The organism is Psychromonas marina (assembly GCF_030161115.1).
Lineage (GTDB): Bacteria > Pseudomonadota > Gammaproteobacteria > Enterobacterales > Psychromonadaceae > Psychromonas > Psychromonas marina.
This window is the reverse complement of sequence record NZ_BSPQ01000002.1, coordinates 505,530-518,534: the sequence shown is the minus strand read 5'-3', so window position 1 is coordinate 518,534 and position 13,005 is coordinate 505,530. Positions and strand designations below refer to the sequence as shown.

The following is a 13,005-nucleotide window of genomic DNA, read 5'->3' as shown; positions in this document are numbered from 1 at the left end:
CACTATTATACCTGCGTTATTTACTATAGCATTCAAAGCATCATTAGCGACGTCTGCAACTAAAGTCGCGTGAATAGGAGCCTGTATATCAGCACTTTCACCTAAAATAGGTTTCGCCAAAATTTGGATACGAATGGTCGTGGACAAATAACAGAAGCATTAATCCCTTTAGGCGCCAACTCAATACGCAAGCTCTTACTACAGCATATTTTTAGTGTTATAAGGCGCTTGAGCAAGCACAGGTACTTATCTTCCATATCTTTAATTTAAAAGATTAAACAACCGCTAGTATTAAAGCCCCAACGGTAAGTGCACCTTTGAGATATTGACCTGCAGTGTAACTTCCGTCTTTTTCCTCCTCAACCTCATCAGGATGTTCCATTCCTAATGCGCCATAAGCAAAAGATTCAACGTCATCGGAAAGGTTTCGGTCTTTAACACCTTTTTCAGATTGATCTGCGTTAACTGAAGCAGCTTGAAGCAATTTTGCCTCTTCGGAAATATTAACTTGTTCTTTATTCGCTTCCACACCTGCTGGAGTTTCTTTATTTACATTGGCTTTATTTTGTAAATCCACAGGCTGCGTTAATTGCTTTGATGCAACATAATTATTCATTATTACTGATGTCATAAATAGCCTCAATTAATACAATGTCTTAAACAAGTAATCGGCAACAACAAGAAAAAGTAACTATTTTGCCGTTCTTTTGAAAGAATTAAATACGATATAAAGAAGCAATAAATATACCAATAATAAAGAGATTCATTTAGCATCATGAATGACTGTCTATATAGTGGATAGTCTTACTTTGATTGGCTTAACATTCGCCAAAAATCAAATAACATAGGTGAAGTGGCATAAAAATTAGATCAATAACATGGGATAGTCTTTTAATCGGGGCAAACACAATCATCAAACGGCACTAATTTTCCGTTTGTATGTGAGCATCTTGCCGCACTTCAAACTTGGTACTAAGTGGTGGCTTCTTCAATAATCAAAGGAATTGCTACCCCCCCCTTGAAAGAAGTCCTAGCGGGTAAAATACGAAGTAATGCTTTAACTTCAAAATTAACAGCTTCCACGACAACCCCGGCAAGTCCGATTATCTGTGACACATTAGATGAAAAATATTCTTCGCTCGCAATCAATGGAAAGCTATTTCCATTAATATCACGGATACAAAAATACTGTTCTTCACCTTTTATTTTAGGTTCACCAACTTTATCTGTTTTTACACCAGAAGTACCAATGGTTACATTTTCGGTTTGCGTAGACCGTGTCGTTTTTTCAACAGTCATTTTTCCTGTTACCCAGAAATACTGAGAGTTATAACCGAGCTCCGTATTAATTAAAAAGTCTAAATGATTATATTTAACTAACTCCTCTTTCAGGTCTTTAACCATTTTTGACGTGGATATTTGATAATTTTTACTTTCAGTTGAAGTGACACTTGCGCTCATAAACAAAGCTTTCACACCGGCGTTACCGCCTTCAGATTTTGTGATATTCACTGATGGAGAGTTTCCAGTACTTTCTTCATATAGCTCTGATATGAATTCTTTGTCCAAATATAATACTCTATGAAATGACATGATAGAAACTCCGCAGCCAGTTAACGCCTGCTTAAGCGGATAAAAATGGTTGGCTATAATTGTGGAGCGAAGCGGAACGTAGCCAACTGTTTTTATTCCGTTTAAAGATCTTGTTATATGCTCGCAAGTAATTTAATAAAAGACTAAATTAACCAGTAAATAACCTAAAAACTACGTAAATAAAGAGCAATAAATTAAAACATAAAAGAAATGTGATATGAAATTTCTTGATCCCCTTCCATTCTAAGGGGTTTAAATAAAACAGTGATGTTCTCAAGTGATGATCCGAATTATTTTTAAGGAAAGCACCTTCAAATACTCGATCTACTATCTCTTTATTATGCTTTTTGATTTGTAAATATATGAACATTTGAAGAACAAAATAGATAATTCCCAATACAATAATATTTACCATACCCGTTGTACCTTACATTATTAATTAACTACAGCTCACAAAGAACAGCATATATCGCCCATATTAACTGGAGAAAAATGGTGGGTTAAAATCGCGTAGCGATGACCCGCCGTTTTTCTTCCAGTTGAATTGCTTGTTATAAGGTCAAACAATGAAACCTACAATTGGAAACCACATTTCGATGTGATTTACCCTTTTCAATTTAAGATTAATTCTCAGCGAGGCGTATTGACGAGCGACGCTAAAAACCAATTTTAAATCGACAACTGAAAGTCGGTTTTGGTCTCTCAAACACGCTACCGCACTTGAAGTGAATTACACAGCAAGTAACGACGTTTAGGCTTTGTAAAACCAGCCAATTTTAGCAAATTTAAAACGAAGTTATTAATGCAAACTTCGCAAAAAAAGTACTGATTCGGGCTTCATAAAACCCACATTAAAATTCTAAATGAACAGCCTTATAACGCCTCATTCAGAGGCAAATAATTGTTGGCTAAAATAGCGACGCAGGAGCAAAGCCAACTGTTATTTGTCCTGCTGAAATGACTTGTTAGATTTTTCTTTAGCTAATAACTTCATAACATGCTCTTGCATGGCTTTAGCTTGTTTTTCTTTCTCTAACCATTCTTCTTTAGATTTAGGCTTACGACCAAATTCATCTTGAGTCGCGATTAACTTACCATCTTTACCGCCAATAAATGTTTCTCTGTTAGTGCCAAAAAGCTTAGTACTATTGGAAACAAATACAGAGTCAAGTGATCTCCAATCTGTTTTTTTTAGGTAGTTTTCAGGAAATAACCAATCTTTCTTAGCCGCCGCAATATATTTAGTAGCTCGTTTTTTAAGAATATAGTTGATCGAGAGTACTTGTTGCTCAGTTAACTCCCGCTCCCTAATGATATCGCTATAGTTAATGATTGTTTCATCAAAATATCGCGGGTTTGTTCTTGGTTTAGGGGCTTTTAACTTACCTGGACTTCTCGCGTACTCAACGTTTGTTAAAATTGCACAATGATTCATATCTAAGGGAAAAATTGTTCTAGTACCCTTTAAGTAAATTTCTGGATCAGATGGGAATACGCATTTAGCATTGGCAGGGTAAAATACAGAGTTATAAAATGTTACGGGTGTATCACTTACAATAAATTTAGTACCTGAGTTATTTGCGCTCACAACCTCCATTGATGCTTCTGCCCACATAGTGCAATGCATCCTTCTGACTTCCTGCATCTTCATTAAAAGATCATTGTAACTTTTTGGTTTAGTCTCTTTTACGAGCCAGTTTAGACCTTTAGGTGTTCTTAACCTTTGAGCATCTAAATATTCAAAATACTTTAATATGTGAGGGTGAATTAAGCGCATCCAATCAGGAGAAGCCATTGCAGAAATAGCGGCTGCTCCCTCAGTATCTATTTTGCCAAAGAGGTGGCGCTCGATATCATCATTTTTATGCCCAAAATAATTAGTCGTATATAGATCAATTTCATAAAAAAATTTTCCCGGACCTTTAGTCAGGATTTCTCCTTTTTTTATAATTTTACCGTCGGGTCTTTTGATGATTTCAGGAAAGAGATCAAGTCTGAAATAAGCCTTCTGCTCTTCAAACATGAATCTTTTTTGGTACCACTCTGGTACATAATGATGTTTATGTGAAAGCTTCACAAATCTTCCTTGAAAAATCTAACGCCGCATTAAGCGGATAAAAATAGTTGGTTATAATGTTGAGGCACGAAACATAACCAACTGTTTTTATTCCGTTTAAATGCCTTGTTAATTGATGCCGATAATAGAACTTTAAACACCAATTATTCTAGTGACCATTTCGATATTGAGAAACCAAATACCAAACGGAAACTACACACCTTTTTAGCAAAATTACACGTTCAATATGGCGCGAAAACTAGGCAAAAAATGAAGCCACTATTTACTAAAAACTAAGCTAATGAGTTTTATGCTTTTGGTTTTTATAAAAGCAAAACTCTATTAGCGAAAATACCTTAATCTGGCTGAATGTGCAGATTAAAAGTCACATTCGAGACAACTTATTTGAGCGTATTTCATCAATTAGTTGGTATTAAAACACTTAAATTTGAAAACATATCCCAAATAATTTTAAGGCCAATTAACGCCCACTTAAGCGGACAAAAATGGTTGGCTATAATGTGGAGCGAAGCGGAACGTAGCCAACTGTTTTTGTTCCGTTTAAAGTGCTTGTTAGTTGCCGTCTTGGACAGCTTTACAACCACATATTTAATGATAACTCATGACGCAACTTTAACGTTTATACCGCGAAGAAACCAGAATAAATCATTAAAACATAAACCTACAACGCAATTCTTTTGCAAAAACTAAAAACAGAATGACGCATAAAACTGCAATCGTCGATAATGGAGCGAGTTCTGATTCACTCCGATATTAAACTTTACCGCTGGCGACTATTAGCAGCTAGACACAAACAACGGAATGACCTACTTTCACAAAACCCACAACGCAATAATTGACGAACAGAGCAAAACACTCTGAAACACTAAACACAATTCAGAGACTCAATACGAGCAAAAGGTTTAAGGCGAACTAACGCCCGCTTAAGCGGACAAAAATTGTTGGTTATAATGTGGAGCGAAGCGGAACCTAACCAACTGTTTTTGTTCCGTTTAAAGCGCTTGTTATGCGCCAACCCCCAAGCCAATAAGGTATTTTTTTATTTCTATTGTTTGTGCGTTTTCAAAAGCAGTATATTCCTCGCCATAGTCTCTGTATGTAGCATGAATATTACAGCCATTTTTAACTAAAAGTTCGATAAGTTTGAGTGGTCCATAATTGCAAGCTTTCAAAAAAGGAGTCTGATCCATAAATCCCCTTCTTTCAATATCTGCGCCAGCAGATATTAGCAAAGAAACAATTTCACAATGCTTAGACTCCACCCCTTTAAGTAAAGGAGTTACCCCACAATCATCTCGTATATTGACATCTACTCCTGATGAGATTAATAAGGCAACAATTTCAATACATCCAGAATCTACAGCGCGAAGAATTGGAGTAGCCCCAAATTCATCTAGTTTATTTACATCTGCACCTTTAGATATAAAAAATGCCACATTTTCAATTTGAGAAAGCGAGCAAGCTTCATCTAACAAATAATTTCCACTTTTGTCAGGAAGATTCACATCCAATGTTGTCGGATACACTTCGATTATATCTTCGTGACTAAGCTCATTTAAGATTTCGAAGTATGAATCAATCATTGAAATAACGACTCCTTGCACTGGCGCATAACGCCCATATTAAGCGGACAAAAGTAGTTGGCTATACTTGTTGAGGTACGAAACAAAGCCAACTGTTTTTGTTCCGACTTAAATTGCTTGTTATAAAGTCAACCATTGAACCCTACAATTGAAAGGTACATTCCGATATAACTGCCCTTTTAAATTTAAGATTAATTCTCAGCGAAGCACGTTGACGAGCGAAGCTAAAAACCAATTTTAAATCGCTTGCTGAAAGTAGGTTTTGGACGCTCAAACAGGCTACCGCACTTGAAGTGCAAAACACAGCAAGTAACGACTTTTAGGCTTTGAAAACTAGCCAATTTGAGTAATGTTACAACGAAGTTAGTGATACCAACTTCGCAAAAAACTTTGCTGATTTTTGGACTTACAAAACCAACCTCAACACACTAAATGAACACTTTATAACAGAGTAACTAACCCGAACCATTCCACATTTAACAAAGGAAGCGCGGAATAATTTAATTTGTTAAAATATACGCTTTGTCCACATAAAAACAATACATTAAAGCAAACAATCAAATGAAAGTCATGGCAATTAATAGGGGAGTTCTGCATTATCAACAAAAATACGGATTAATGGCGCAAAGACTGAAAAATGAGGTAACTAAAAAAGAATGTGTGAAATATTAGTAAACCCACAGATTAAGTCTCCACGATAGTCCTCTCAATACAGGTTGCAGTAGTGCATTGGCGCACTAACATTCCCTATCTCACAACGCGCTCCACACTGAGATAGAAAACGAAGTCGTCATTTATTCTAACCAACAAATACTAAATACAAGATTCAATACCATATGCAAAAAAGAGGCTAGTTACTGCCATTGATGATGTGCCTATTGCTCAATAATCAATGGCGAAGCAAGTATAAAATCAAGTAACGAATTATCAGGCACTTCTATATCATTGCCTTGTGTTAGAATCGATGCGCCTACACCTACTTTAGCGCCATTCTTTGCTCCACTACTTCCATTTACTAAACCACCAATAGCGGTCGCGCGTGCTGTTTTTCCAGCCGTTTCTTTTGCCGTATTTTCTCCCTCACCAGTCAATGCATGGGTGGAAATAGAATGCAGCGTACCGGCAATGGAAAGCTCCGTTAATGTAAAACTTAACGATGCAGACCCTGCGATGCGGCCAGCTTTTTTCACTTCTGTGAGTACCCCATAAACTTCGCTGCCTTTAGGTGCGACAATGGCATTGCCTGACATTAAGTTACTTTCAAGTACCCCACTAAAACGTTGACCTGATTTGTGATGTCGACTATTAAAACCCTTACTGATTTTTACCATTAAGGTACTGCCGGTATTAACCGTGTGGCGATCCACTGTAAGTGCTACTGAAGCTTCTTCAGGAGCACTTACAGTCTCATTTTCTTGCTGCGTAGCACTCAATGGTGACTGCTCATGATGTTGCGCCATATCAATACTTTTAATATCTTCTGTCGGAAATATCATCTCTATTCCCTCAACATTGAATATCACCCTATCACTATGATGACTTTTTATCTCTCCATCAAAGCTACGACCATCTTTCAAAGTAAGCTGGGCTGCGCTAACTTGAAAAATTGTTAGTGAACCACAAAGTAGCCCGAGTAGCTTTTTTTTATTGAGTCTCATGTGATCACCTTATTATATTGTTGATTAATGTGGCGCTATCATGAAAGGAGTAATGCGATTAATAAATAATGTTTAATAGATATCTCTCATATGAATTATCGATGTATGAAATGGTGACTCTATCTGCAGATACACCTAGCCCTGATTAGCTATGCGTATATATACAGTTGCTCTGTTCGAATTTTGTATGATTAACGACATTACTCATCAGTATTCGTGATGCTATCTATAAGCCAAAGGGGCTGTATTAACAACCTTGTCACGCACATGATCTCCATTCACAACCGTCATTAGAAACTCATTTCTAATGGGGTCATTAATTTAATCGCTCTTCAATACAGAGTGAAATATTAAGAAATGGAGTCACAATGAAAAAATCAGTTTTATCCATCGCGTTAGCAGGTATCATTTTCTCAACGGGTAGCTTTGCTGCAGGGTTAGGTTTATCACAAATAGGGACGGCCGAAAGTGTTGCAACGGCGGGAGCTGCGGGGGTAACCAATAATCGTGACGCATCAGCAACGATCACTAATGCGGCCGGGTTAAGTGGTATCAGTGATAACAGCACAGTGATTGGTATTCAATATTTAAACGTCGGTAATGAATTTGAACGAGACAATGATGACGCGACGAGTAAGGGTGAATCAGATCTCTTTATGCCACACCTTTCTTATGCACAGCGTCTTAATGAAGAGTGGGTAGTTGGGATTTCTGCACATTCAGCAGGCGGCTTAGGCATGGAATACAGTAATGGTCTGACAGGAGGAGCGGGAAATAAGAGCTTAGTTGATAGCAATATGATCGCTATTATGAATTTAACGACTTCGGCGGCTTATCAAGTTAATGAGCAGTTATCACTTGGAGGCTCTTTAATTGCGCAATATGCCACAGTAAAATCTGAATTTTCTGGATTAAATAATCATGAAATAAAAGATGATAATTGGGCGCCCTCCTTTGCACTGTCTGCGATGTACCAATTAAACGAGACTACTCACTTGGGTATGACTTATAACTATGGCGCTAAACATGAATTAGATATGGATGGTTTTGGTATTGTTGATCTGAACTGGCCGCAAATGGTAGAAATTGGTGTGCAACACCAGTTAACCGATGATTTGGCTATTATGGCTAATGCGAACTGGCAACAGTGGAGTCGCTTTGGGGATGATTATAAAGATACTTATGGTGTTGGTGTAGCATTAAGTTATCAACTACAGGATTGGACATTACAGACAGGGGCAAGTATTGACTCAAGTCCATTAGACGCGAATAACCGCGGTCATGCTCTGCCACTGGATCAGCAATGGCGAGTTGGTTTTGGTGGTCATAAAACATTAAGCAACGGCATGGTTTTAGGCCTAGCTTATCAGTATCAATCATTGGGGAATGCTGAAATAACTAACCATGGGTTAACAGACGGTTATTATGAAAATAACCGTGTGCACTTTATTACCGGATCATTAAGCTTTTAATATTATAAAGGGGCCTTACGAGGCCTCTCTTATTTTTTTGTCGCAAGTAAAGTACATAATTTATCACGCAACCATTGTTGCGCTTCACTTTTATTATTACGTTTATGCCAAATCATATAATGCTCTAATGGATGTGTTGCAAAAGGTAATGCCAGTTGTTGTAAGTTAAACAGTGGCGCGTAAACCGCTGCCATACTTTTTGTCGATAAACAAACAATGTTACTTTGAGAAGCAAGAGCAAGCCCTGACATAATAGAATCACAATCAGCCATTACATTACGCGCCTCAAGAGGTACTTTGCTTAGTGCGTTAACCCCATCAACGCCTGTACGACGCATTTTTAAACGCACATGATCCACAGCATAGTACTGATCTAAAGTAAGTCGTCCTTGCACAACAGGATGATTTTTGCTGCAAGTCGCTATTAGCTGGTCGCGATGAAACAACGCTATTTTATAAGAAGGGTGATTAAACTGCCCAAAATCGATGGCCAAATCTACTTGCTGTCTGCTTAGTTTATCTAATAACTTTTCATCTGAGGAGGGAGATAGCTGAAAATTAATCGAACAGCCTCCCATGCTCTTATCGGCATCGACTAAGGGCTGTAACAGCAACATCATCGGCTCAGTGACATAAACATTGAAAGTACGAGGATGATTAATATCGAATGCTTGTAGGTTATTTAACGCATTATTAATGCCTACAAATAACGGCTCAATCTCTTTCGCTAATTGTACGGCGATATTAGTCGGTGCAATCCCACGCCCTTCTCGCACAAAAAGTTGCTGCCCTAATTGCTCTGTCAGGCGCTTTAAAATACCACTCACCGCGGGCTGTGTTGTCTCGAGTGCTTGCGCCGCTAAGGTAATTGAATTTAAGCGGTACACTTCTAAAAATACTTTTAACAGGTTCAGGTCAACTCGATTTAATTCCATTACATATCTCATATTGTGATGTGTTACATATAAAACACATTATATATTTACATCTTTAATTCATCAATAATCACCTCATCGAAACAAGATATGCAGCACAAATGAGTCAACTCACACATAAGGTGGAATTTATGACAACATTGGTAAAATTATCAACAATCACAACGGCGCTTATATTTAGCTCCTCGGTATTTGCATCCGACCCGATGATGCAATACAACACTAAACAAACACAAACTGATTTTAAAAACATGCAAAAGTTTGAGTATCACGAAGGTGAAACGTTAGATAAATACATCGAAAGCCAACCTGAGGGAAAATTATATTCTTCAGAAAAAGAGGTCTTAGATGTGCTGATGGGCGGTGTAAATAATGGCGAATACCGTAGCCAAACTAAGACAGGTTGGAAGGAAGGTTTGATGTTTGAAGGCATCGCACCTTACGGCGATCACATGGTGTCTGGCGCAAACTGGTACCCACGTACTGAAGAAGTACAGCCCGATGAGATGCGTGTGACCTTTATGGGAACATCACCAATGATCCGCCCTGGACAAGCAAACACCTCGATTTATGTTGAACTCGGTAACGGTTCAAATTTCGTCTTTGATTTAGGTGAAGCGTCTATCGCTAACTATGTAGCGGCGGGTGTGGCAATGAATGAATTAGATCATATCTTCATTACACATTTACACGTCGACCACTATGGGTCGCTACCTTACCTATACCAATTTGGTGGATGGAATGGTCGTTGGGAAAAACCTTTGAACATCTATGGTCCAAGTGGTGCAACACCTGAGTACGGTACACGCCACATGGTTGAAGGCATGCAACAGATGCTTAATTGGCATACGGATGCATTTGATGTTTTCCCCTCGGGTAACGATATTGTGGTGCATGAATTTGATTTTCGTGATGACGGTGGTGTGATTTACGAGCAAGACAATGTTGAAGTGATTCATTGGCGTCGCAGCCACGCAAAAGATGGCGCTTCTGGTTATCGTTTGAATTGGACGCAAGAAGATGGTCGCGTGTTATCGGTCGTTTGGACAGGTGATGGTCGTCCGACAGAACTTGATTTGAAATATGCAAAAGGTGCTGATCTCTTCATTACTGAGTTGCAAACAGAAACCTTTGGTGTTTCTTCAATCATACAAGGTGTACCGCCTTTCTTAGCGCGTTATACGGTTGATACACACCATACACCAGCGTATGCAGCAGGTTATGTCGCAAATGAAGTACAACCTCGTTTGTTTATGACAACACATATGACATTTGACCCGTATTTAAACGAAGAAACAGTGGCTGAAGTTCGCCATCACTGGAAAGGCCCATACCACTTTGGAGCACCAGATGGCATTGTTGTTAACATGACAAAAGATAATGCATGGGTGCGTGAAGGTATTTTACCGGACTTCCCTAATGCACGAGCGCCACAATTTGATATGGCAGATGGCTCTGATTTTCGCATTCCAATGCCAAAAAATAGCCGAGAGGATATTCAAGAGCAAGAGATTCGTGATTTAGAGATAGACCCAAAACTGTACTACCCAGAGGGTTACATGCCTGAATTAATGACCGAGTGGCCAGTGGACAGAGATATTGTTATTCCGGCAGAACAAGTGCCTGAAGCAATGAAAAAAGGTATGAACAGTAAGCAGGAGTATATGGACAGAGTACGTGAACATCATAACTTAGATCGTAAATCAGTGAGCCGTCCAACAGAGCCTGGCGAAGGTGCTGGAACAGATAAAAAATAGCGCAGTATCAATGTAGGGGATGCACCTTATCCCCTAACAAAATTTAAGAGTCGCACTTAGTTTATTACTTAATCGTGTTTACTCGACATTTGGAGTTAATTATGAAAAATTCAATTATAGCAACCATATTACTCAGCCTTATTTCAGGCTCTGTTTTTGCAAAAAATAACAACCAGTCTAATGCATATGACTATCAACCTGGCGCAACCAATAACCAACAACGTCTTGCGGATATAGACCCAAATTATCAACTGACCTATCCATCAGAGAAAAAGGGGTACACGCAGTACGATAATAAATTTATGTCCGAGGCCGGTATGTACACGACCTATGAAAAACCGAACCCGGGTGACGCGATGCATGTCGCAGATAAAGGCTCGTTAAAAATCACCCATGGACAAGGCGGTGTGATCATGACGGATTACACCACTAAAAATGGAGCTAATCGCTTTAGTGTAATGTGCGGTTATACATCAGGTCCTTCTTACTGGGCAGATAGTAAACCCGCTAACGTTTGTCAAGATGCACAAGCGTTAGCGGTTGCACTGGAGGCAAAGGGTCAGTGGGAAATGAAGCCGATGACTTACACCTTGCCACCAGCAACAATCACTATCAACCCAGCTTCTTAAGATGCCTTTAAAGCAATAAAAAGGCTTGTTAAGTGTGATTTACAAGCCTTTGTAGAACCCAATATAAATAGGTGGAACTATTATGAACACAGTAACAACATCAATTATCAGTATTTTTATTTTATTACCAAGCTTAGTGAATGCTACAGAGCACAACCACAACCATAATCACTTTAATCCTGCACTTGAAGCATTAGGCAATGACATTATTAGCCTTACAGTCTGTTACAACAATGGTCACTTATCAGAAGAAGACCAAGAACCAGCATTTATCAACCTTATCAATCATGCAAACGTTGATGGTGAGGAGTTAGGCATGTATTACATGAATAGTTTGGGCACAAAAGCTGAAGAAATAATGGCGAGTGAACAAGGTCAACTATTATGGAATGAAACGTTTTGTAATGAATTAACCTTAACTTATTTAGATGTTGAAAAGTTAAAAGAGAAAGAAACGCATAATACTGCTCAACATGGACATGATCATCGTAATGAAGAGCACAGCATATTGTCTACGGATATAGTTGAACAAGATATTGAACGCGGTAGATTATTATATATTAATTAACGATTCCACCTAATGGGGGTAGAGTTTCGGCTCTATTCCTATTTCCCTTCAGCCTCGAAATATTCTTTATTAATAAGATAAGCAGCCTATTTTAACTGCTGTGAAGCCGTTATTCTGATGACTCGATGAATAGTCTTTACGAATTTTTGATAGGTTGGCAATGAGTGATACGTGGATACTTGTTTCACTCATATTACTCTCCCTTAGTATTGTTTAAATTTTACAGCTGGCTAAATCTGCTGTGAGATCTCCCGTATATTGACGATCTAATTTTTCAAGTTCATCAGCACTCAATATGATTGATGCAGGGGCGATACATCGTTCGTTGTTAATTTGATTCGTTGTCGATGTGACTTCTAAGTTTTGTTGTACCTTACAAAACTGTCCCTTCGAAAAATTGACCGCTCTTAAATAATCACGAAAAGCAGTGACACTGCTGTTTGTATAACAGTTAATAATAACGTCAAGATCAGGGTTATCGATGTTGTCGTTAACCTCATTGATTATATTTGCCGTGACGCCCTCACCCTTTGAAAAGCCCCCTAACTCACCTATCGATTCATAAACCCGGTGCTGCGCGGTGTTGCTCTCGACTTTATTCTTATCTTCAGAAGTAAAATCGACACCCAAAACAAGTACAATGATAAAACAACCAAAAATAAGCAATGCACTGCCAAACACTTTCATGGTTTTAATATTTTTCAAAATATATTTACCCCTCTTAACTATGCTG

General features: G+C 38.4%; 12 protein-coding genes. 4 read left to right on the top strand and 8 right to left on the bottom strand.

Annotated features, from left to right (window positions below; all coding sequences use genetic code 11):
- Nucleotides 1-274: 274 nt before the first annotated feature.
- From QQK09_RS06520 to QQK09_RS06500, 5 genes are all read right to left on the bottom strand, one after another.
- The gene (locus tag QQK09_RS06520) at nt 275-631 is read right to left on the bottom strand and encodes a hypothetical protein (protein ID WP_284203306.1); all 357 of its coding nucleotides are present in this window, start codon (nt 629-631) and stop codon (nt 275-277) included.
- 341 nt (nt 632-972) lie between these two features.
- On the bottom strand, nt 973-1,569 hold the full coding sequence (locus QQK09_RS06515) for a hypothetical protein (protein ID WP_284203305.1): 597 nt from the start codon (nt 1,567-1,569) through the stop codon (nt 973-975).
- Between the two features lie 964 nt (nt 1,570-2,533).
- On the bottom strand, nt 2,534-3,670 hold the full coding sequence (locus QQK09_RS06510) for a DUF4238 domain-containing protein (RefSeq protein ID WP_284203304.1): 1,137 nt from the start codon (nt 3,668-3,670) through the stop codon (nt 2,534-2,536).
- A 1,004-nt stretch (nt 3,671-4,674) separates the two neighbouring features.
- Complete coding sequence (locus QQK09_RS06505; RefSeq protein ID WP_284203303.1) at nt 4,675-5,253, bottom strand: ankyrin repeat domain-containing protein; 579 nt, start codon at nt 5,251-5,253, stop codon at nt 4,675-4,677.
- Nucleotides 5,254-6,128: 875 nt separating this feature from the next.
- Nucleotides 6,129-6,911, bottom strand: a complete 783-nt coding sequence (locus tag QQK09_RS06500) for a hypothetical protein (protein WP_284203302.1) — start codon at nt 6,909-6,911, stop codon at nt 6,129-6,131.
- Between the two features lie 368 nt (nt 6,912-7,279).
- On the opposite strand from QQK09_RS06500, the gene QQK09_RS06495 reads away from it, so the two are divergent.
- Nucleotides 7,280-8,383 (top strand): OmpP1/FadL family transporter, encoded by a 1,104-nt coding sequence (locus QQK09_RS06495; RefSeq protein ID WP_284203301.1) that lies wholly within the window; start codon nt 7,280-7,282, stop codon nt 8,381-8,383.
- Between the two features lie 29 nt (nt 8,384-8,412).
- Here the strand turns inward: QQK09_RS06495 and QQK09_RS06490 are convergent, their stop codons facing one another.
- Nucleotides 8,413-9,318 (bottom strand): LysR family transcriptional regulator, encoded by a 906-nt coding sequence (locus tag QQK09_RS06490; RefSeq protein ID WP_284203300.1) that lies wholly within the window; start codon nt 9,316-9,318, stop codon nt 8,413-8,415.
- Nucleotides 9,319-9,449: 131 nt separating this feature from the next.
- Between QQK09_RS06490 and gntH the strand changes: the two genes are divergently transcribed.
- The 3 genes from gntH (at nt 9,450) to QQK09_RS06475 (ending at nt 12,272) form a co-directional block, all read left to right on the top strand.
- A complete protein-coding gene (gntH, locus tag QQK09_RS06485; protein WP_284203299.1) occupies nt 9,450-11,075 on the top strand; it encodes a guanitoxin biosynthesis MBL fold metallo-hydrolase GntH in 1,626 nt (541 codons plus the stop codon).
- Between the two features lie 101 nt (nt 11,076-11,176).
- Nucleotides 11,177-11,704, top strand: a complete 528-nt coding sequence (locus tag QQK09_RS06480) for a hypothetical protein (RefSeq protein WP_284203298.1) — start codon at nt 11,177-11,179, stop codon at nt 11,702-11,704.
- A gap of 82 nt (nt 11,705-11,786) precedes the next feature.
- Complete coding sequence (locus QQK09_RS06475) at nt 11,787-12,272, top strand: hypothetical protein (RefSeq protein WP_284203297.1); 486 nt, start codon at nt 11,787-11,789, stop codon at nt 12,270-12,272.
- 69 nt (nt 12,273-12,341) lie between these two features.
- Here QQK09_RS06475 and QQK09_RS06470 read toward each other — a convergent pair whose 3' ends face one another.
- Both QQK09_RS06470 and QQK09_RS06465 read right to left on the bottom strand, forming a co-directional pair.
- Entirely contained in the window at nt 12,342-12,464 is a 123-nt protein-coding gene (locus tag QQK09_RS06470; RefSeq protein ID WP_284203296.1) for a hypothetical protein, read from the bottom strand.
- Between the two features lie 21 nt (nt 12,465-12,485).
- Nucleotides 12,486-12,977 carry a hypothetical protein gene (locus tag QQK09_RS06465; RefSeq protein ID WP_284203295.1) on the bottom strand — a complete coding sequence of 164 codons (492 nt, stop codon included), beginning with the start codon at nt 12,975-12,977 and terminating at the stop codon, nt 12,486-12,488.
- Nucleotides 12,978-13,005: the final 28 nt, after the last annotated feature.